Consider the following 19,793-nt stretch of genomic DNA (forward strand, 5'->3'; position numbering starts at 1 on the left):
GCGACGCCATGACGACGACACCCCGCCGCCTGGCCACCGCCCTGGCCCTCGCCTCCGTGATCTTGTGGCCGGTCACCGCTCCCACCGCGCAGGCCGACGACGGGCCCGGGCCCGCCGCCAGTGCCGAGCCTCCGCCCGCCATCGATCCCAACGCGCCCGGCCTCATGCTCCCGGAGGGCGCCACCCTCGCCCCCGCGAAGGTCCTCGACATCAAGCAGATCGTCGAGGAGGAGGGCGGCGCCGAGCGACGCCAGGACACCAACGTGGACGTCACCTTCGCCCTCCAGGCCGAGGTCCTCTTCCCCAAGAACAGCGCCAAGCTCAGCCCCACCGCCACCGCCCGTATCGCCGCCATCGCGGCCGAGGTCCGGAAGCTCGGGTCCAGTCGGGTGCGGGTCTTCGGGTTCACCGACAACCTGGGGACGTACGAGCACGGGCTCAAGCTCTCCAAGGAGCGGGCCGTCGCCGTGCAGCAGGTGCTGGCGCGGAATCTGGAACCCGGGACGGCGTTCGACATCCGTGGGTACAGCGAGGACTACCCGATCGCCGACAACTCCACGGAGGAGGGCCGGCGGAAGAACCGGCGCGTGGAGGTGTCCTTCCCGCGGACGACCGTGGTCCAGCCCTGATCCGTGGCGCACCCTACAGCAGGTGGTCCGCCTTGCCGGCCTTGATGTCGAGGATGAGGTTGCGCAGGGCGTCACGGCTGTCGGTGAGGTAACGGTCCTCCTGGCCGAGGACGGCGATGTAGCTGTTGCCGTCCTCGTCCGTCCCGAGCCGGTAGCAGTTCGCCCCCTCGCCGCACGCGGGCGCTTCCCAGGTGATGTCCCGGTCCTTCGGCATGGCTGCTGCTCCTAGAGCTCGTCGGCGACGTTGCGGATGAAGGTGACGGATTCCCGCGCGGGCAGCGCACGTGACTCCAGCTCGTCGAGCTGGGCGCGGTACTTCGCCAGCTGCGGTTCCTCGTCGAGGAACTCCGGACCGTGTGTGGCGTCGAGCTCCACGACGTCGAGCCGGGGGACCGGTCCGGTGGCGTAGATGACCGACTGGCCGGCGCCGGGGAAGCCGCCCGCCTTGAACGGGATCACGCGTACGGTGACGTGCTCGCGCTCGGCGAGTTTCGCGATGTGCTCCAGCTGGTCCACGGTCGTCGCCGTGCCGCCGAACTCGATGCGCAGGGCCGCCTCGTGGACGATGGCCTCGACCCGTGGCGGGTCGCGCCGGTCCAGTACCTGCCGCCGGTCCATCCGCAGCGCCAGCCGCGCCGCGAGGTCGGCCTCGGCGAGGCGCGGGACGACCTGGGCGAAGACCGCGCGGGCGTGGTCCTCGGTCTGGAACAGGCCGGGGAGGTGGATCGGTACCGCGATACGGAGGCGGTCCGCGTGCCACTCCATCTCGGCGATGTCGAGCAGGGCGTCCGGGAGGCGGGTCCGGTACCGCTCCCACCAACCCTTGTCCTGGTCGGTGGCCATGGTGGCGAGCGCGTCGACGAACTGGCGCTCCTCGCAACCGTAGTTGGCCGCCAGTGCGCGGACGCGGGCCTCGCTGATGCCGGACCTGCCGGACTCCATGTTCGGGATGTTCGTCCGGGGGACGCCGAGGAGGGCGGCCGCGCGCTCGGTGCTCAGCCCTGCCGCGATCCGCATCTTGCGCAGCTCCGTGCCAACTCGCCGCTGGCGCGCGGTGGGTGTGCTCCTCGGCGGCATCCGATCCCCTTCCGGTGGTGGGGCCAGTCTGCACGGGCGCGCGCGCCTTGGTCGAGAAGGAGTGGATTCCGCGAACCGTAGTACACGTACTCCTGCATGCCCTACATTGAGTAACGCACCGCTCACGCACCGCACGAGTGGAAGTGCATCGCGCGGTCCCGCCCGCAACCTCCTCCCCTGGGAGGGGCGCGCCCGCGTCAGGGAGACATGCCACCACCACGCCGTGAGCCATTCGTGCGCGCCGACGACCGAGTGACCGACACCCCAGTACCGCAGGTCAACCATCCGTCCAGGCACAGGAGTCCGCCATGTCGCCGACCCTCCGCACCGTCCTCGCCCCCACCCTCTGCCCAGCGGCTGCCCCGCCCCGTCCGGGCGCCGGGAGCGCACCGTCCCTCGCGTACAGCCTCACCCTCCCCGGCGACCCCCGCAGCGCCGCCGTCGCCCGTGCCGCCGTGTCGGCCGTGCTCCGGGCCCACGGGCTCGACGGGCACAGTCTCGCCGCGCTGCTCGTCGTCACCGAGCTCGTCGGGACGGCCGCCCGGCTCGCGCCGGGAGTCGACCTCCACCTCTTCCTCCGTCATCGCGCCGACGCGCTGCGGATCCTCGTCTGGGACCAGCACCCCGCCCACCCCGACCCCGATGTCGAGGCCCTCTGTGCGGACCGCCGCCGTCGCTCGCTCTGGCTCCTTGACGCGGCCGTGGACGACTGGGGAGGGGAGTGGGGCGGGGAGCGGGGTGTCCGAGGGGTGAAGTCCTGGGTCACCCTGCCCCGATAGGTCCGGTAGGTCCGGCAGGTCCGGCAGGTCCGGCAGGTCCGGTAGGTCCGGGCGACCGCGGCGACCACGGCGGCGGCGTCGCCAGCGCCGCCAGCGCCGCCCTGATCGTCCCGATCACGTACTCGGGGCGGCCGAAGACGTCCCGTGCCGTGAACCGCAGGATCCGTCGCACCTCCGGGCACGCCGACAGCGCGTTGAACCGGGCCGCGTCCCGTTCGTGGGCCGCGCGGCTGCCGTGGAACGCGTACCCCTCCACCTCGACCGCCAGGCCCGCCTCGCGGAAGAGGAAGTCCGGGCGCAGGGCGGGCCACCGGCCGTCTCCCGTGGACAGGAGCGGCTGGGACTCCGGGAACATCCCCGCGTCCCGCATCCGCAGCCGTGCCACCGTCTCCGCCGGGGAGCCCGAGGACGCCTCCGTCAGGGCCAGCCAGGTGCGGGCCCTGCGTCCGCCGGGCCTTCGGAGGGTGGCGAGTTCCGTCGCCAGGTCCTCGTGGCGGACCAGGGGGTCGCGGCGTACGCCGTCCACCGTCCGCCGTCCCAGGGCCGAGTCCGCGATCACCACCGCCTCCTCGCGGCTCGTGCTCGCCCGTATCAGGTCGCCGACCGTCCGCGCCGGGGTCGTCGTGCGCAGGCCCCGGCGGATCGACCAGTCCCCGGCCGTCAGGGGGAGGGAGCGGACGCGGGTGCCGGCGACGCTCGTCGTGCGGGGGGCCGGGACCGTGAAGTCCAGCAGCGGGTCCGCCGGGCGGCCCAGGCGTTCGATCCGGTGCAGCCGCGCCGCAGTCCCGTGGCTGCACACCAGCTCCGGGCGCAGTATCTGGACCGCCGTCGCCCGGACCCGCCAGTCCACCTCCTTCCCCGGCATCGCCCACGCGCCCCGGCAGACCGGCTGCCAGCCCTCGCGGCGCAGGCGCGTCGTCAGCCGGGCCGGCGACCAGCCCGCCGCGCGTGCCCGGCCCGTGAGGAGTACCCCGCCCCTGGCGAGGATCGCCAACTCGTACATACGCGCAACGATCCACGGAAGGGGGACAGTTCGCACCCCCTGTGGAAAACCCTCCGAAAGTCGACGTCAGGAAAGCGCAAAAGTGTCGGGACGCGGGGCCCGGGCAGGAGCATTCTGGAACGAGCGTGACCCATCCCCACCTCCACAGCGAGCCGTCCGAAGTGAGCTGCTGATGACGTCGACACCGACTCCCTCATCGAGTCTCAGTGTTCAGCTGGTCAGTGACCTCGTCACCCGGATCCCCGAGTACCGGGGCGCGTACGAGTCCCATCTCTTCGCCCAGGGTGACGTCCATCCCCACGTCTTCTTCTGGGACGTCGTCCAGGGCGCCGTCCGCTCCTTCCTCGGCGAGGACCCCTCCGCCGCCGACTGGCGCCGTACCCTCGCCTTCCTCGAAGAGCAGTGCTCTCGCGGTGTCATCGACATCGACGAGGTCATCGTCACCTCCTTCCTCGGCGACCTGCCGTCCCCGCAGGAGCCCGGCCACGCCCTCGTGCACCAGTTGGGGCCCGCCCTCGCCGCGAAGTTCGTCCGCATAAGGCCGGTTTCCTGTTGTCCTGCCTGAGCCGTTGATAATCGGGGGATGTCCCCGCCCCACCAGACACAGCTGACGCACCACGCACCGCGCACGGCCCTCCTCGGCTACCTCGCCGCCCGCCTCGTCGGCCTCGCCGTCCTCGCCCTCGCCTCCGTCGCGACCGGCAAGGACGGCTGGCACCGCCTCAGCGGGCGCTGGGACTCCGTCTGGTACGTCCGGATCGCCGAGAACGGGTACGGGTACGAGGTCACCCTCCCCAACGGGGACGTCCACTCCGACCTCGCCTTCTTCCCGCTCCTCCCGCTCCTGGAGCGCGGGCTCTCCGCCGTCCTCCCCGTCGACGCCGCCACCGCCGGGCTCCTCGTCTCCTGGACCGCCGGACTCGCCGCCGCCCTCGGCATTCACCGCTGCGGCGCCCACGTCGGCGGCGAGCGCGTGGGCGTGCTCCTCGCCGTCCTCTGGGGCGTGTACCCGACCGCCTTCGTGCAGTCCATGGCGTACACGGAGACGCTCTTCACCGCCCTCGCCGCCTGGTCCCTCTACGCCGTCCTGCGCGGGCGCTGGATCCTCGCCGGCGTCCTCTGCGCCTTCGCGGGACTCACCCGGCCCACCGCCGCCGCCCTGATCGCCGCCCTCGGGATCACGGCCCTCGTCGCGGTCGTACGGGACCGGAGGCTGCCCGCGCGCATGCTGACCGGCGTGCTCGTCGCCCCGCTGGGCTGGCTCGCGTACGTCGCGTACGTCGGCGTCCGGCAGGGGAGTCCCACCGCCTACTTCGACGTCCAGGCCGCCTGGGGCAACTCCATCGACTTCGGCGTCGCCCTCGCCCGGTTCGTCCTGGGCCTGCCCTGGCCCGCCGCCCTCGGGCTCTGCGCCGCGCTCGCGCTCCTCGGCTGGCTCGTCGCCCTCTGCGTACGGCAGAAGCAGCCGCTGCCCCTGCTCGTCTACACGATCGGCGTCGTCTTCGTCTCGCTCGTCGGCGCCGCGTACTTCGGCTCCCGGCCGCGCCTGATGATGCCCGCCTTCGGGCTGCTCCTGCCGCCGGCCGTCGCCCTCGCGGGGCTGCGGACCCGGACCGCCGTCCCCGTCCTCGCCGGGCTCGCGCTCGCCTCCGGCCTCTACGGGGCCTTCACGCTGCTCGGGTCGGGTCCGCCGTGACCGTCACCTGGACGCCGGGTCCCAGCCCCCACCCCGCCATCGCGCCCGCCTCCGCCTCCAGGACGTGCCGGGCCCGCCACCTCACCATCCCCAGCCGCCCCGGGGGCATCGTCCGCACCGCCGTGACCCGCATGCGCCGGTCCAGGTAGGCCACGTCGATCGGGAAGCGCATCCCGAAGGTGTGGACGCTGTTCGTCCGGGTGATCAGCAGCGCGCCCGTGACGCCGTCCCTGCCGAGGAGCCCCCGCCGCCGCGCCCGGTACGACGCCGCCACCTCCAGCGGCAGGACCCGCCCGGCCACCGACAGCGTTCCCCGCCCGTCCGCCCATTTCCCCATGCGCCAGACCGTAGCCGTCCCGTCGCCCTAGGGTCAGCCCGTGGTGTACGCCGTGATCGCCCTCGCCGCCCTCTGGGGCTCCGCCGTCGGGCTGCTCGTCCCGCGTGCCGCGTACCGGCTCTCCGTCCCCGCCGAGGAGCCCTGGCGCGACCGCTGCCCCGCCGGGCACCCGCTCGCCGGGCCCGGCCGCGGCTGGCTCGGCGGGCCGGGGCGCGCGGCCTGCGCGACGACCCCCGCCCCGTACACCACCCCGCTCCTCGCCGGGGCCACCGCGCTGACCTGCGCCGCGCTCGCCGCCGCCACCGGCGGGCCCCGGCCCGAGCTCGCGGTCTGGCTGCTCGGCGCGCCCTTCGCCGTCCTCCTCGCCTGCGTCGACGCGCGCGTGCACCGGCTTCCCGACGGGCTCACCCTCCCGCTCGCCGCCGCCGTCCCGCTGCTCCTCGGCCTCGCCGAGCTCCTGCCGTACGAGGCGGGGTCCTGGCCCGGCGCGCTCCTCGGCGCGCTCACGCTAGGGGGGTCCTATCTTCTGCTCTTCCTCGTCAACCCGGCCGGTCTCGGCTTCGGGGACGTCAAGCTCGCGCTCCCGCTCGGCGCCGCCCTCGGCTGGTACGGCTGGGGCGTCCTCTTCGCCGGGGCGTTCGCGGGCTTCCTGCTCGGCGCGGTGTACGGGTTCGGGCTCGTCGCCCTGCGGCGCGCCGGGCGCTCCTCCGCGATCCCCTTCGGGCCGTTCATGCTGGTCGGCGGTTTGCTGGGGCTGCTGCTAGGGGCGTTCACCGCCCAGCCGTGAACGGCCGGCCGGTGACCGGCTCCGCGTCAACCCCGGCCCCGCGACCCCGTCCCCCGTCGGAGGGACGGAACTCCGCCGCCACGCCGGGGCGCAAACCCGCCATCCGGCATCGGACCCCTTGTCCTGCCTGGGATCCGGCGAAAACCGAGCGCCCAGTTCGCTGCACGTGGCGCGCAACACGGCTATCGAAGGGTTATGGTGGAAACCCCCCCTCGGGCCGGTCCGTATCCCCCCCACGGACCGGCCCGTTTTCTTTGCCCGCACGCGGGCGGGGGTGTCAGCCCCGGCGGGCCCAGATGTTCGTGCCCTCGGTGTCGACCGCGAACGAGTCGATCTCCTTGAGCTCCTCCGCCGTCAGCGGGGCGCCCGCGAGCGCGGCCACGTTCTCCTCCAGCTGCGCGACGCTGGACGCGCCGATCAGCGCCGAGGTCATCCGCTCGTCCCGCAGCACCCACGACAGCGCGAGCTGCGCGAGCGACTGCCCGCGCCGCTCGGCGATGTCCGCGAGGCCGCGCAGGCGGCGCAGGACCTCGTCGGAGAGCAGGTTCGGGTCGAGGGACTTGCCCTGGGTGGCCCGCGAGCCCTCCGGGATGCCCTTCAGGTACTTGTTGGTCAGCAGGCCCTGCGCCAGCGGCACGAAGGAGATGCAGCCCATGCCGGCCGCCTCCAGGGTGTCGAGGAGGCCGTCGTCCTCGGTCCAGCGGTTGATCATCGAGTACGACGGCTGGTGGATGAGCGGGCGGACGCCCATCTCGCGCAGGATGCGGGCCGCCTCGGCGGTCTGCTCGCTGTTGTACGAGGAGACGCCGACGTACAGCGCCTTGCCCTGCTGCACGGCGGAGGCCAGGGCCCCCATCGTCTCCTCCAGCGGGGTGTCCGGGTCGAAGCGGTGCGAGTAGAAGATGTCGACGTAGTCGAGGCCCATCCGCCGGAGGGAGGCGTCGAGCGAGGACATCAGGTACTTGCGGGAGCCCCACTCGCCGTAGGGGCCGGGGTGCATCTCGTAACCGGCCTTGGTCGAGACGATCAGCTCGTCGCGGTACGGCGCGAAGTCCTGCGCGAAGAGCTTGCCGAAGTTCAGCTCGGCGGAGCCGGGCGGCGGGCCGTAGTTGTTGGCCAGGTCGAAGTGGGTCACGCCCAGGTCGAAGGCGCGGCGCAGGATGGCGCGCTGGTTGTCGAGCGCGCGGTCGTCGCCGAAGTTGTGCCAGAGGCCGAGGGAGATGGCGGGGAGCTTGAGGCCGCTGCGGCCGGAACGGCGGTACTCCATCGCGTCGTAGCGGTCCGGGGAGGCGAGATACACGGGGGAATCAGTCACGTATCCCTCTTTATCACGGACTTGTGACAGTCCCGGGCTGGGAGCGCGTCGCCCTTGCGCAGTAGTGTGGCGGCCTGCGGACCGCCGCTGCCGGGCGGGTCGCACGCAGCATGGAGAGGTAAAGAACGGTGAACCTGCGCGACCTGGTGTACAGGCTCTACGCACGCCGGGTGGAAGGCCGCCTCGACCACGCCCAGGTGCCCAAGCACATCGGCGTCATTCTCGACGGGAACCGGCGCTGGGCCAAGGCGTCCGGGGGGACGCCCGAGCAGGGGCACAAGGCCGGCGCGGACAAGATCACGGAGCTGCTCGGCTGGTGCGCGGAGACGGACGTCGAGGTCGTGACGCTCTGGATGCTCTCCACCGACAACCTGAACCGCCCCGAGGAGCAGCTCGTCCCGCTGCTCGGCATCATCGAGAACGCGGTGCGCTCGCTCGCGGCCGACGGCCGCTGGCGCGTCCACCACGTGGGGACGATGGACCTGCTCCCCGCCCGCACGCAGGCGGTCCTCAAGGAGGCCGAGCAGGCCACCCGCCACCACACGGGAATACTCGTCAACGTGGCGGTCGGCTACGGCGGCCGGCAGGAGATCGCCGACGCGGTCCGCTCGCTGCTCCTGGAGCACGCGGAGCGCGGCACGAGCTTCGAGGAGCTCGCCGAGATCGTCGACGTCGAGCACATCTCGGAGCACCTCTACACGCGCGGCCAGCCCGATCCGGACCTGGTGATCCGCACCAGCGGAGAGCAGCGGCTGTCCGGGTTCATGCTCTGGCAGAGCGCGCACTCCGAGTACTACTTCTGCGAGGTCCACTGGCCGGCCTTCCGCAAGGTCGACTTCCTGCGGGCGCTGCGCGACTACGCGGCGCGGCACCGGCGCTACGGCACCTGACCGACCTGACCGACCCCAAGGAACCTGATCGGCTAAACGGTCAGAACCCTCTCGGAACCGATCATCTCGTGTTCATGAACACGTCGTCATATGCCATGGCATGGCAGCACCGGATCGAGGGCATATCCCTGGTGAAGTGAGCGGCACGGAGACCGCCACCCGGGAGGCCCCTTGCACCACGACGACCGTGCGGGACAAGCACGGGAGAAGCGGAGGGCCGAGCTTCGGCCCGCGCATGGCGGCCTGAGCCCGGTCCCATTCCGTAGCGACACCGGTTCCGTCGCGCCCCGACCTCACAGGGGTCTTCAGAGGGGGTCTGTCCTTCCGTGGTGACCAGCACGAAGCGCCGCCTTAACGACCGGCGCACCTATGTTCTCGACACCAGCGTCCTGCTGGCCGACCCCAACGCCGTGTCCCGCTTCGACGAGCACGAGGTCGTGCTCCCGATCGTCGTGGTCACCGAATTGGAGGCCAAGCGACACCACCCCGAGCTCGGGTACTTCGCCCGGCAGGCCCTGCGCCTGCTCGACGACTTCCGGGTGAGGTACGGACGCCTCGACGCCCCGCTCCCCATCGGGGAGCTCGGCGGCACGCTGCGTGTCGAACTCAACCATTCCGACCCCGGCGTCCTGCCCGCCGGCTACAGGTTGGGGGACAACGACTCACGGATCCTCGCGGTCGCACGCAACCTCCAGGCGGAGGGGTACGACGTCACGGTGGTCTCGAAGGACCTGCCGTTGCGGATCAAGGCGTCCTCGGTCGGCCTCCTCGCGGAGGAGTACCGCGCCGAGCTCGCCATCACGGACGCCAACGGCTGGACCGGCATGTCCGAGCTCGCGCTCTCCGGCGAGCAGGTCGACCTGCTCTTCGAACAGCACAGCATCCACGTGCCGGAGGCCGCCGACCTCCCGGTCCACACCGGCCTCGTGCTCCAGTCGGAGCGCGGCAAGGCCCTCGGCCGGGTCACCGCCGACGGGGACGTCCGGCTCGTCAGGGGCGACCGCGAGGCCTTCGGCCTGCACGGCCGCAGCGCCGAGCAGCGGATCGCGCTCGACCTGCTCCTCGACCCCGACGTCGGCATCATCTCCATGGGCGGCCGCGCCGGTACGGGCAAGTCGGCGCTCGCGCTCTGCGCGGGCCTCGAAGCCGTCCTGGAGCGCCGCCAGCACCAGAAGGTGATGGTCTTCCGCCCGCTGTACGCGGTCGGCGGCCAGGAGCTCGGCTACCTGCCGGGCAGCGAGTCCGAGAAGATGAGCCCCTGGGCCCAGGCGGTCTTCGACACGCTGTCCTCGGTCGCGAGCCGCGAGGTCATCGAGGAGGTGCTCAGCCGCGGGATGCTGGAGGTCCTGCCGCTCACCCACATCCGCGGCCGCTCGCTCCACGACGCGTTCGTCATCGTGGACGAGGCCCAGTCCCTGGAACGGAACGTCCTGTTGACCGTTCTGTCCCGAATCGGGGCGAATTCGCGGGTCGTTCTGACCCACGACGTCGCCCAGCGGGACAACCTCAGGGTCGGCCGGTACGACGGAGTCGTCGCCGTGGTCGAGAAGCTGAAGGGCCATCCGCTCTTCGCCCACGTCACGCTCACCCGCTCCGAGCGCTCCCAGATCGCCGCGCTCGTGACCGAGATGCTGGAGGACGGTCAGATCTGACCAGATAGGGACCGATGGGTCCCGATAGGCAGGGATGCGTCCCTGTACGGCAGTTGGCGCCGCCCGGCGAAGCGGAGGAGCTTAGTCGGGCGGCGCCCCCGTGTCCGCATGATCCGTCAAATCACGGACGATTCCCCGGGTGTGAGCTTTCACACGCAACCCGGAATTGCCTTGCGGCGTTGCCGTCCGGCAGAGTCTTGCTTCCGTCAGGCCCCGCATACGGCACACGTGCACCCTCAGGGGTGCGCAACCCCGCAACAACTCCACAGTCGTCAGCCGTATGCCGCCCACAGCACCACGGGCCCGTGTCTTCAGTGACCCAGTACGTCGGAGACCAGCGCAAGGGGCACGATTTCGCCCGCGTGGTCACACGTGCGGGCGATGCTGGAAGGAAACCGTGTGAGCCGGATCTCGGTCCGGGGATTCGCGGTGGCTTCGGCCACTGCGGTCACCACCGTCGGCGCTGTCGTCGGCGTTGCCTCGGGCAACGCCGTCCAGGCCTCGGACGACAACTTCGAGGCCACCGCGGCCGACACGACGCTGCTCGCGGACATCCCCGCGGGCGAGCAGGCCCAGGTACAGGTCTCCTCCCTCTCGGAGCAGGCCGACGTCCAGGCCGCCGCCGCGGACTCCACCGCCCGCAAGGCCGCGGAGGAGTCCGCCCGCCTGCGCGCCGCCAAGGACGCCGAGGCCAAGAAGGAGGCGGCCGACGAGGCCGCCGCCAAGGCCAAGGCCGAGGAGGAGCGGAAGCAGCGCGAGAAGGAGGAGGCCGAGCGCGCCAGCCGGTCCGCCATCCGCGAGTCCGTCTCCTACGCCGCGCAGGGCTCGTACAGCGTCTCCGAGATCAAGTCGATCGCCCGCTCGATGATGTCGTCGACGCAGTTCCAGTGCTTCAGCAACATCGTGGACCACGAGTCCGGCTGGAACTACCGCGCCACCAACCCGTCTTCCGGCGCCTACGGCCTCGTGCAGGCCCTGCCGGGCTCCAAGATGGCCTCGGCCGGCGCCGACTGGCAGACCAACCCGGCGACCCAGATCAAGTGGGGCCTCAGCTACATGGACGGCCGCTACGGCAGCCCCTGCGGCGCCTGGTCCTTCTGGCAGTCCCACCGCTGGTACTAGAAACCGGCGCGCTCAACCTCGGGAAGCCCCTCACCGTCCTACGGTGGGGGGCTTCCTGCGCGCGGGCCGTGTAGGTTGCCGAGACGACCGGGGCGAGCGGGGGGAAGAGGAAAGCGATGTCGAGACTGCCGGGATGGCTGGAGCGGCTGGGCCGTGGCCTGAGCCGCATGGGCGAACGCCTGGACGAGCGCAGGGCCGAGGCCGAGCGCGAGGACCCCCTGGGCCCGCTGCTCGGACCGACGTACGGCGAGGACGAGGACGACCGGGCGACCGCGCGTCCCGCACCGGCGTACGAGAAGCGGCCCGCCGTCCCCGAAGGCGCCGGAGACGCTCCTGCGCCGGCCCCGGCCGCCCCCGGGCACGCGGTGGAGACCCACGGCGCGGCGGAGACCCGCGGCGCGGCGGAGACCCACGGCGAGCCCGTCCCGTCCGTCCCCGCGCCCCCGACGTACGCCCCCGCCGTCGCCGCCCGGCCCGACCCGGTCGCCGCGATCCCCTGGGGCATGCGGGTCGCGGCCGAGGCGAGCTGGCGGCTCCTCGTCCTCGCCGGGACCGTCTGGGTCCTGATGAAGGTGATCAGCTCCGTCCAGCTGGTCGTCCTCGCCTTCGTCGCCGCGCTCCTCGTCACCGCCCTGCTCCAGCCCACCGTGGCCATGCTCCGCCGCAAGGGACTGCCCCGCGGGCTGGCCACCGCCGTCACCGCCGTCTCCGGCTTCGTCGTCATGGGCCTCGTCGGCTGGTTCGTGGTGTGGCAGGTCATGGACAACATCGACAACCTGTCCGACCGGGTCAGGGACGGCATCGAGGAGCTCAAGACCGGACTCCTCAACAGTCCCTTCCACGTGACCGAGCAGCAGATCAACGGAATCGCGAAGAACCTCAGCGACTCCATCGGCGCCAACGCCGAACAGATCACCACCGTCGGCTTCCAGGGCGTCACCGTCCTCGTCGAGGTGATCACCGGGATCCTGCTCGCCATGTTCTCGACGCTCTTCCTGCTCTACGACGGGAAGAAGGTCTGGGAGTGGACGCTGAAGCTGGTGCCGGCGCAGGCCCGCCCCGGCGTCGCCGGAGCCGGGCCGCGCGCCTGGCGGACCCTCACCGCCTACGTGCGGGGCACGGTCCTCGTCGCCCTGATCGACGCGGTCTTCATCGGCCTCGGACTGTGGTTCCTCGACGTGCCCATGGCCGTACCGCTCGCCGTCTTCATCTTCCTCTTCGCCTTCATCCCGCTGGTCGGCGCGGTCATCTCCGGCGCCCTCGCGGTGGTCGTCGCGCTCGTCACCAACGGCCTGTTCACCGCGCTGATGGTGCTCGTGGTCGTCCTCGCGGTCCAGCAGATCGAGGGCCACGTCCTCCAGCCGTTCATCCTCGGCCGGGCCGTGCGGGTCCACCCGCTGGCCGTCGTCCTCGCGGTCGCGGCGGGCGGTCTGACGGCCGGCATCGGCGGCGCCGTCGTCGCCGTCCCGCTGGTCGCCGTCTCCAACACGGTGGTCGGCTACCTCCGCGCGTACAGCACCGAACAGGCCTTGCGGACCTCGCCGGAACCGCGCGGGGCGACCGCGTTCGAAGTGGCGCCGACGCCGGCACCCGGCGCGGCGAAGAGGGAGGGCGGCGCGTGATCTCCGAACCGGAACTCGGCGAAGGCGACCCCTTCTACTCGACGGAGGTCCTCGACCGGACCCCGCCGCCCGGCGAGCCCCGCCCGCCCCGGGCCCGCCGCCCGTGGCTGTGGGCACTCGGCGGCGCGCTCGCCGCGTCGGTGGTGTGGGGCGGCGGGCTGTACGCGTACGAGCAGCGGCAGGGGGAGGCGGAGGTCGACCTCGGCGGGTACAAGGCCGTGGGGAACCTCTGCGAGAAGGCCGAACTGAGGCAGCTCGTCGGCATCCTCGGCGAGCGGTCCTCCGACAGCGGGGACAGCGCGTCGAGGAGCCCGCAGGGCGAGCCCGTGGAGGGCGACCCGGAGGGCCGGACCGGCGAGTCCTCGATGGACGTGGCGAACTGCTCGGTGACGTTCGGGCCGCCGGAGACCGGCTACAGCGGGACGCTCAGCTACGTCCGCCACCTGGTGACGGACCCCGGGCCCGAGTTCGACGACAACACCCGGCGCTACTTCGCGGTGCAGCCGTTCGAGGGCGTCGGGGAGAAGGCCTACGCCGACGTCAGCGCGGACAACGGGGGAGCCACGATGGTGGTGCTCGACGGGCAGGTGGAGATCTCGCTCAACATCTACGCCATGTCCACGTGGGACGAGGACAAGGGAGAGTCGGTCCAGAAGACCAAGCCGATCGACCTCTCCGGGATCGACGTGCCGATGGCCCAGGACATGCTGGCCCTGATGAAGGCGCTGAAGTCGTGACGGCGTGACGCGTGACGCGTGACGGCATGCGAAAGGGCCCCGGAGTCGTCGACCCCGGGGCCCTTCCCGCGTTGGGTGTGCCGCCTACTCGGCGAGCACGGCCTCCGCGTCCAGCGTGACGCCGACCGCCTGGATCACCGCGGCGATCTTGACGGCCTCCTGGATCGTCTCGCGGTCGACGCCGGCCTGGCGCAGGACCTGCTCGTGCGAGTCCAGGCACTGGCCGCAGCCGTTGATCGCGGAGACGGCCAGCGACCAGAGCTCGAAGTCGACCTTCTCGACGCCCGGCTTGCCGATGACGTTCATCCGCAGACCCGCGCGCATCGTCCCGTACTCGGGGTCCGACAGCAGGTGCCGGGTCCGGTAGAAGACGTTGTTCATCGCCATGATCGCGGCGGCGGCCTTGGCCGCCTCGTACGCCTCGGGCTTCAGGTTGGCCTGCGCCTCGGGCTCCAGCTCCTTGAGGACCTTCGGCGAGCGCGAGGCGATCGCGCAGGCGAGCACGGTGCCCCAGAGCTGCTGCTGCGGGAGCTCGCTGTTGCCGATGACCGAACCGAGGTTCAGCTTCAGGTCCTTCGCGAAGTCCGGTATGGCGGACTTGAGTTCGTCGAGAGCCATCTCAGTGGGTGTCCTTACTCGCCGGAGAGGAGCGCGGCGGCGTCGAGGGTGCCCTCGCCCTTGTTCCAGTTGCACGGGCAGAGCTCGTCCGTCTGGAGGGCGTCGAGGACCCGCAGGACCTCCTTGGGGTTACGGCCGACGGAGCCGGCGGTCACCATGGTGAACTGGATCTCGTTGTTCGGGTCCACGATGAAGACGGCGCGCTGCGCGAAGCCGTCCTCGCCCTCGACGCCGCAGTCGCGCATGAGCTCGTGCTTCGAGTCGGCGAGCATCGGGAAGGGCAGGTCACGCAGGTCGGCGTGGTCCTTGCGCCAGGCGTGGTGGACGAACTCGGAGTCGCCGGAGACGCCGAGGATCTGGGCGTCGCGGTCCGCGAACTCGTCGTTCAGCTTGCCGAACGCGGCGATCTCGGTGGGGCAGACGAAGGTGAAGTCCTTCGGCCAGAAGAACACCACACGCCACTTGCCCTCGTAGGACTTGTGGTCGATCTGCTCGAACTCCTTGCCGCTCTCCAGCGACACGCAGGCGGTCAGGTCGTACGCGGGGAACTTGTCACCGACAGTGAGCACGCGCTCTCCTTGCGAAAACAGGAAGGATCCCTTTTGGGGTCTTCCGTGGGGGTTGGACGTGATCCCAGCATGGCACGGAGTGCATTGATCAGGGAAATAGCTAGAGTGGGTCGTGTTGATCGAAGGTGGTTATCAGTGGCATCCCCGTACAGTCCCGCGCACGGCCCGTCCCGCGGCAAGCAGCCGAGCCTCTCGCAGCTCAGGGCGTTCCTCGCGGTCGCCGAGCATCTGCACTTCCGCGACGCGGCGGCGGCCATCGGCATGAGCCAGCCCGCGCTCTCGGGCGCGGTTTCGGCGCTCGAAGAGGCACTCGGTGTCCAGCTCCTCGAGCGTACGACGAGAAAGGTGCTGCTCTCGCCCGCCGGGGAGCGGCTCGCGGTCCGCGCGCGGGCCGTCCTCGACGCCGTCGCGGAGCTCATGGAGGAGGCGGAGGCCGCGCAGGCGCCCTTCACCGGGGTCCTGCGGCTCGGTGTGATCCCGACGGTCGCGCCCTACCTGCTGCCGACCGTCCTGCGGCTCGTCCACCGCCGCTACCCCGAGCTCGACCTCCAGGTCCACGAGGAGCAGACCGCCAGCCTCCTGGAGGGGCTCGCGGCCGGGCGGCTCGACCTGCTCCTCCTCGCCGTGCCCCTCGGGGTCCCCGGCGTCACCGAACTCCCGCTCTTCGACGAGGACTTCGTACTCGTCACGCCCGAGGGGCATCCGCTCGCCGGCCGGGACGACATCCCGCGCGAGGCCCTCAAGGAGCTCCGGCTCCTCCTCCTCGACGAGGGGCACTGCCTGCGCGACCAGGCCCTCGACATCTGCCGGGAGGCGGGCCGCACGGACGGGGCCGAGGTGACCACCACGGCCGCCGGGCTCTCCACCCTCGTGCAGCTGGTCGCCGGCGGACTCGGGGTCACCCTGCTGCCCCGCACCGCGGTGACCGTCGAGACCGCCCGCAACCACGCCCTGTGGACGGGGCTCTTCGCCGAGCCCGCGCCGACCCGGCGGATCGCCCTCGCGATGCGCGCGGGCGCGGCCCGGCACGCGGAGTTCGAGGAGCTCGCGGAGGCGCTGCGGGAGGACATGAGGGGGCTGCCGGTACGGGTGTACGAGGGCGGGGGCGCCGATTCCTGAAACGGGGACCCGTCCTCGTACACCTGCCCGGGGGGTTACTCCGTGCGCAGGCCGTCCGCGCGCATCAGGCGCCACAGGAGCGGCATGCTCAGGAGCGTCACGGCGGCGATGAGCGCGGTGCCGATGCCGACGACGGGCAGGAACGCCCACCAGTCGCGGACCTGTTGGCCCGTCATCCGCAGCAGGACCACCCCGAGCGCGAGGCCGCCCGCCACCGAGAGCGCGAGACCGAGGAGGATCGGGACCGCCGTCTGCCAGAGCACCGACCAGCTCAGGGTGGAGCGGCGGGTGCCGAAGGCGACGAGCGAGGACAGCAGGCGCTTGCGGTCCCGCAGTTGCTCCAGGGTCGTGACCAGGAGCGAGGCCGCGACGAGGAGCATCGTCAGGGTCGAGCCGACGAGGATGCCGGTGCGGACGCTGCTGAACTGCGCGCTCGCCTGGGTGTCCTGGAGCGTGCGGACCCAGGCCGTGGGGTCGAGGGCCGCCGCCGCGTTCCGTACGAGGTCGGCGGCCTCGGGCACCGCCGGGTCGAGCCGGACCATGGTCTGCGCGTCGGGCTCGTCGAGGAGGGCCGCGTCGACCGCCGACGGGGTGGCGAGGACGCCGTACTGGTAGACGCCCGTCGGGTCGGGCCGGGAGTCCACGACCCGGGCGTCGGCGGGGATCCGCCACCGGGGAGCCTTCCCGGAGGCCTTGGGGGCGCCCGGGAGCGGGTGCGGGTCACGCAGGGCGACCGCCGAGCCGGGGCGGGCCGCGTCGGTGACCCAGGTGTCGGCGGGGCCGCCCTGGGCGCCGTGCGCGAGGAAGACGAAGACGTCGCCGTCCTCGCAGCTCGGAAGGGTGGCGAACTCCGCGAGGGAGGCGCAGTCCCCGACCCGGAGCGAGGCCATGGGGGCGAACTCCTCGCCGGCCTTCAGGGGGCCGGGCCGCCACACGTGCGACTCGACGACGCCGATCACGCCGGTGACGCCCTCGGTCCGGCCGATGCGCTCGATCATGGAGCGCGCCTCGGTGCCGGTGGTGGCGTCCGCGCCGACGGCGAGCTGGGCGCGGGACGTGTCCTCGCCCGTGGCCCGGGTGAAGTTGACCTCCATGGCCTGGAACAGCATCTGGAGGGCGATCGCGCCGGTCGCCGCGACGACGATGCCGCTGACCGCGCGGGCCGCCGTCCCGCTGCTCAGCTGGAGCCTGCGGACCGCGAGCTGCCAGGAGACCGGGCCGCCGCGCAGCCGCTGCACCGCCGCCTCGACGAGCCACGGCAGGAGGGTGGTGAGACCGACGAGGGCGAGCGTGACACCGACGACGACACCGGCCGTGTCGATGCTCGTCTCCTCCACCTGGATCGCGCCGACGAGCGGTACGAGGAAGGCGGCGCCGCCCAGGAGGAGCAGCAGCCGCCACCACACCCTGCGGCGGCGCGGGGTGGACGTGCGGACCACGCCGAGCGGCTCGATCGCCACCCCGCGCAGGGCGAAGAGGGTGACGACGACCGAGGCGACGGGCACGACGGCGAGGACGAGGACGGCGAGCGCGGCCATCGGGACGACGTCGCCGGGGTAGGCGTTGACGTCCCAGATGGTGAAGGCCCCCGCGAACCGCCGGGCCAGTGCGAAGAGGCCCAGGCCCGCGACGAGGCCGAGCAAGGCGCCGGCCAGGGACTCGCCGGCCGCGATCCGCCGGGTCACGGCGGTGTCCGCGCCGACGAGCCGGAGCGCGGCGAGGCGCCGGTCGCGCTGCTCGCCGCCGAAGCGGACGGCGGTCGCGACGAAGACGAGGACCGGGAGGAGCAGGACCACGCAGGCGACGACGACGAGGAGCACGAGGAAGGCGTTCATCGGCTCCTCGGGCACCGACCAGCCGTAGCGGGCGCCGCGCCCGTCGTAGTTGTCGGTGGTGAGGAAGTCGACGTGGGCGACGTACCGCAGCTCGGCGGGGCCGATGAGTCCGGCCGGGCCGATCGTCCCCGCGACCCTGTAGGGCAGCCGCTCCTTGAGGAGGGCGCCCTCGGGGGAGTCGAGGAGCGCGCGGAGGGCCGGGGAGACGAGCATCGTGCCGGTCGCGGGGAAGGCGTCGGCGCCCGGCGGGACCGGTGGCCTGTCTCCCTCGGGGGTGAGGAGCAGGCCGGAGACGACGTCGTCGCGGTAGACCGTGGTCTGCCCGAGGTGGAGGAAGGAGTCGGGGCGGGGCGAGGTGACCTCCTCGCTGCCGTCGACGGCGCGGACCGACTCCCGCACCTCCCGCTGGAAGAGCATGTTCGGGAAGGACGCGGCGAGGAGCAGCAGTGCGACCCCGAATCCGACGCCGGTCGCCGTCAGGGCCGTACGGAAGAGGCCGGTGCGGCCGCCCGTGACCGCGAACCGGGCGCCGAGCAGGAGGTCCCGGGTGAACGTCCTCACGCGACCCACTCCGCGTCCCGGACGGCGCCGTCGCGGACGACGACCTCGCGGTCGGAGTAGGCGGCGACGCGGGCCTCGTGGGTGACGAGGACGACGGCGGCGCCGGTGTCCCGCGAGGCGTCGGTGAGCAGGGTCATGACCCGCTCGCCGTTGAGGGAGTCGAGGGCGCCGGTCGGCTCGTCGGCGAAGATCACGCGCGGGGCGGTGACGAGCGCGCGGGCGACGGCGACGCGCTGGCCCTGGCCGCCGGATATCTCGCCGGGCCGGTGGGAGGCGACGGCGTCGACCTCCAGGCGGGCGAGCCACTCGGCGGCCCTCGCCTCGGCGGCCTTCCGCTTCTCGCCGTTCAGACGGAGCGGCAGGGCGACGTTCTCGACGCAGGTCAGCTCGGGGACGAGCTGGCCGAACTGGAAGACGAAGCCGAAGTCCGTACGGCGCAGGGCGCTGCGCGCGGTGTCGGAGAGGGCGGTGAGCTCGCGGCCGTCGTAGGCGATCGTGCCCGCGTCGGGGCGCACGATGCCGGCCAGGCAGTGCAGGAGCGTGGACTTGCCGGAGCCCGACGGGCCCATGACGGCGACGACCTCGCCGGCGCGGAGGGAGAAGTCGGCGCCGGAGAGGGCGGGCGTGGAGCCGTACGCCTTGGTGAGGCCGGTGGCCCGGAGCAGGGGGGCGGTGCTCATCGGAGGACCTCCTCGGCGAGCCGGTCGAGGCGGGCGGCGGTCAGTTCGAGCCAGCGCAGGTCCGCATCGAGGTGGAAGAGCGCGTGGTCGCAGATCAGCTGGTCGGCGAGGTCGCCGTCCTTCTTGCGGCGGGTGAGCTCGCGCATGAGCCGCAGGTGCTCGGACCGCTGGGTGTCGAGGAGCTCGGCGGCCCCGCGGCCGGTGAGCAGGGCCAGGACGACCTTGGTGTAGAGCGTGGAGTGGAGGTACGGCTCCGGCTTCTCCGGTGTCGCGAGCCACTGGGCGACGTCGGTGATGCCGGCGTCGGTGATCGCGTACCGCTTCCGCTCGGGGCCGCCGCCGGCCTCGACGCCGTCGACGACGACCAGGCCGTTCTTCAGGAGCCGGGACATCGTCGAGTAGACCTGGCCGTAGTGGAGCGGCCGGTCGTGGCCGAATCGCTCGTCGAAGGCGCGCTTGAGGTCGTAACCGTGGCGCGGCCCGGACTCCAGGAGCCCGAGAAGGGTGTGACCGATGGACATGCGGCGCACTCTACACGGGGTGTATACGCACGATGTATAGCCGGGGTGGGGGGCGGTGCGGGGTGGCGTTGATCATGAACTTGCCCCGGGAGCGCAACCATCGGCCCCGTACGAGCGTCGGTTCCTCTGGGCGCGGGTGCTGATTCTCACGTCCTGAAAAGGCGTGATCGGTTGTTTTTTGTCTGCATCGTCGGTGTTAGCTTGCTGAGCTGATCCGGAGGCGCCGAACACACGACGAGTGGAG

The 19,793-nt window shown here is 72.2% G+C and carries 21 protein-coding genes; 11 read left to right on the forward strand and 10 right to left on the reverse strand.

The window, feature by feature from the left end; genetic code table 11:
• The first annotated feature begins 8 nt into the window (after window positions 1-8).
• A complete protein-coding gene (locus AB0G79_RS22015; RefSeq protein ID WP_360808910.1) occupies window positions 9-629 on the forward strand; it encodes an OmpA family protein in 621 nt (206 codons plus the stop codon).
• A 13-nt stretch (window positions 630-642) separates the two neighbouring features.
• Here the strand turns inward: AB0G79_RS22015 and AB0G79_RS22020 are convergent, their stop codons facing one another.
• Both AB0G79_RS22020 and AB0G79_RS22025 read right to left on the reverse strand, forming a co-directional pair.
• Window positions 643-843, reverse strand: a complete 201-nt coding sequence (locus AB0G79_RS22020; protein WP_360808912.1) for a hypothetical protein — start codon at window positions 841-843, stop codon at window positions 643-645.
• Window positions 844-854: 11 nt separating this feature from the next.
• Entirely contained in the window at window positions 855-1,706 is an 852-nt protein-coding gene (locus AB0G79_RS22025) for a helix-turn-helix transcriptional regulator (RefSeq protein ID WP_360808914.1), read from the reverse strand.
• Between the two features lie 308 nt (window positions 1,707-2,014).
• Between AB0G79_RS22025 and AB0G79_RS22030 the strand changes: the two genes are divergently transcribed.
• Entirely contained in the window at window positions 2,015-2,485 is a 471-nt protein-coding gene (locus AB0G79_RS22030) for an ATP-binding protein (RefSeq protein ID WP_360808916.1), read from the forward strand.
• Here the strand turns inward: AB0G79_RS22030 and AB0G79_RS22035 are convergent.
• Entirely contained in the window at window positions 2,469-3,488 is a 1,020-nt protein-coding gene (locus tag AB0G79_RS22035; RefSeq protein ID WP_360808918.1) for a hypothetical protein, read from the reverse strand. The two genes, AB0G79_RS22030 and AB0G79_RS22035, sit on opposite strands and share 17 nt — an antisense overlap.
• A 172-nt stretch (window positions 3,489-3,660) precedes the next feature.
• Here AB0G79_RS22035 and AB0G79_RS22040 point away from each other — a divergent pair, with 172 nt between their 5' ends.
• Window positions 3,661-4,053, forward strand: coding sequence for a hypothetical protein (locus tag AB0G79_RS22040; RefSeq protein WP_360808920.1), 393 nt, complete (start codon window positions 3,661-3,663; stop codon window positions 4,051-4,053).
• Between the two features lie 18 nt (window positions 4,054-4,071).
• Window positions 4,072-5,184, forward strand: coding sequence for a mannosyltransferase family protein (locus AB0G79_RS22045; protein ID WP_360808922.1), 1,113 nt, complete (start codon window positions 4,072-4,074; stop codon window positions 5,182-5,184).
• Here the strand turns inward: AB0G79_RS22045 and AB0G79_RS22050 are convergent.
• Window positions 5,156-5,521: a DUF192 domain-containing protein gene (locus AB0G79_RS22050; protein ID WP_360808924.1), complete on the reverse strand. Its 366-nt coding sequence runs from the start codon at window positions 5,519-5,521 to the stop codon at window positions 5,156-5,158. The two genes, AB0G79_RS22045 and AB0G79_RS22050, sit on opposite strands and share 29 nt — an antisense overlap.
• A 40-nt stretch (window positions 5,522-5,561) precedes the next feature.
• Here AB0G79_RS22050 and AB0G79_RS22055 point away from each other — a divergent pair, with 40 nt between their 5' ends.
• On the forward strand, window positions 5,562-6,308 hold the full coding sequence (locus tag AB0G79_RS22055; RefSeq protein WP_360808926.1) for an A24 family peptidase: 747 nt from the start codon (window positions 5,562-5,564) through the stop codon (window positions 6,306-6,308).
• Window positions 6,309-6,585: 277 nt separating this feature from the next.
• Here AB0G79_RS22055 and mgrA read toward each other — a convergent pair whose 3' ends face one another.
• Window positions 6,586-7,623 (reverse strand): L-glyceraldehyde 3-phosphate reductase, encoded by a 1,038-nt coding sequence (mgrA, locus tag AB0G79_RS22060; RefSeq protein ID WP_360808928.1) that lies wholly within the window; start codon window positions 7,621-7,623, stop codon window positions 6,586-6,588.
• A gap of 128 nt (window positions 7,624-7,751) precedes the next feature.
• Here mgrA and AB0G79_RS22065 point away from each other — a divergent pair, with 128 nt between their 5' ends.
• From AB0G79_RS22065 to AB0G79_RS22085, 5 genes are all read left to right on the forward strand, one after another.
• Window positions 7,752-8,513, forward strand: a complete 762-nt coding sequence (locus AB0G79_RS22065; protein WP_360808930.1) for an isoprenyl transferase — start codon at window positions 7,752-7,754, stop codon at window positions 8,511-8,513.
• Between the two features lie 326 nt (window positions 8,514-8,839).
• The gene (locus AB0G79_RS22070; RefSeq protein ID WP_360808931.1) at window positions 8,840-10,165 is read left to right on the forward strand and encodes a PhoH family protein; all 1,326 of its coding nucleotides are present in this window, start codon (window positions 8,840-8,842) and stop codon (window positions 10,163-10,165) included.
• 381 nt (window positions 10,166-10,546) lie between these two features.
• The gene (locus AB0G79_RS22075; RefSeq protein ID WP_360808933.1) at window positions 10,547-11,287 is read left to right on the forward strand and encodes a transglycosylase SLT domain-containing protein; all 741 of its coding nucleotides are present in this window, start codon (window positions 10,547-10,549) and stop codon (window positions 11,285-11,287) included.
• Between the two features lie 116 nt (window positions 11,288-11,403).
• Window positions 11,404-12,909 (forward strand): AI-2E family transporter, encoded by a 1,506-nt coding sequence (locus AB0G79_RS22080; protein ID WP_360808935.1) that lies wholly within the window; start codon window positions 11,404-11,406, stop codon window positions 12,907-12,909.
• On the forward strand, window positions 12,906-13,646 hold the full coding sequence (locus AB0G79_RS22085) for a hypothetical protein (protein WP_360808937.1): 741 nt from the start codon (window positions 12,906-12,908) through the stop codon (window positions 13,644-13,646). Before AB0G79_RS22080 ends, AB0G79_RS22085 begins: the two co-directional genes overlap by 4 nt.
• An 84-nt stretch (window positions 13,647-13,730) precedes the next feature.
• Here the strand turns inward: AB0G79_RS22085 and AB0G79_RS22090 are convergent, their stop codons facing one another.
• Together AB0G79_RS22090 and AB0G79_RS22095 are read right to left on the reverse strand one after the other, a co-directional pair.
• Window positions 13,731-14,264, reverse strand: a complete 534-nt coding sequence (locus AB0G79_RS22090) for an alkyl hydroperoxide reductase (RefSeq protein ID WP_360808939.1) — start codon at window positions 14,262-14,264, stop codon at window positions 13,731-13,733.
• 14 nt (window positions 14,265-14,278) lie between these two features.
• Complete coding sequence (locus tag AB0G79_RS22095) at window positions 14,279-14,833, reverse strand: peroxiredoxin (protein WP_360808941.1); 555 nt, start codon at window positions 14,831-14,833, stop codon at window positions 14,279-14,281.
• Window positions 14,834-14,968: 135 nt separating this feature from the next.
• Between AB0G79_RS22095 and AB0G79_RS22100 the strand changes: the two genes are divergently transcribed.
• Window positions 14,969-15,952, forward strand: a complete 984-nt coding sequence (locus AB0G79_RS22100) for a hydrogen peroxide-inducible genes activator (protein ID WP_360808943.1) — start codon at window positions 14,969-14,971, stop codon at window positions 15,950-15,952.
• Window positions 15,953-15,987: 35 nt separating this feature from the next.
• Here the strand turns inward: AB0G79_RS22100 and AB0G79_RS22105 are convergent, their stop codons facing one another.
• From AB0G79_RS22105 to AB0G79_RS22115, 3 genes are read right to left on the reverse strand one after another with little or no spacing between them, the layout of a single operon-like run.
• Window positions 15,988-18,348 (reverse strand): FtsX-like permease family protein, encoded by a 2,361-nt coding sequence (locus AB0G79_RS22105; protein ID WP_360808945.1) that lies wholly within the window; start codon window positions 18,346-18,348, stop codon window positions 15,988-15,990.
• The gene (locus AB0G79_RS22110; protein ID WP_360808947.1) at window positions 18,345-19,028 is read right to left on the reverse strand and encodes an ABC transporter ATP-binding protein; all 684 of its coding nucleotides are present in this window, start codon (window positions 19,026-19,028) and stop codon (window positions 18,345-18,347) included. The genes AB0G79_RS22105 and AB0G79_RS22110 overlap by 4 nt, the downstream gene beginning before the upstream one ends.
• Window positions 19,025-19,549 (reverse strand): PadR family transcriptional regulator, encoded by a 525-nt coding sequence (locus tag AB0G79_RS22115; protein ID WP_360808949.1) that lies wholly within the window; start codon window positions 19,547-19,549, stop codon window positions 19,025-19,027. Before AB0G79_RS22115 ends, AB0G79_RS22110 begins: the two co-directional genes overlap by 4 nt.
• Window positions 19,550-19,793 lie beyond the last annotated feature (244 nt).

It is taken from the genome of Streptomyces sp. NPDC020807, assembly GCF_040641575.1.
Classification (GTDB): Bacteria; Actinomycetota; Actinomycetes; order Streptomycetales; family Streptomycetaceae; genus Streptomyces.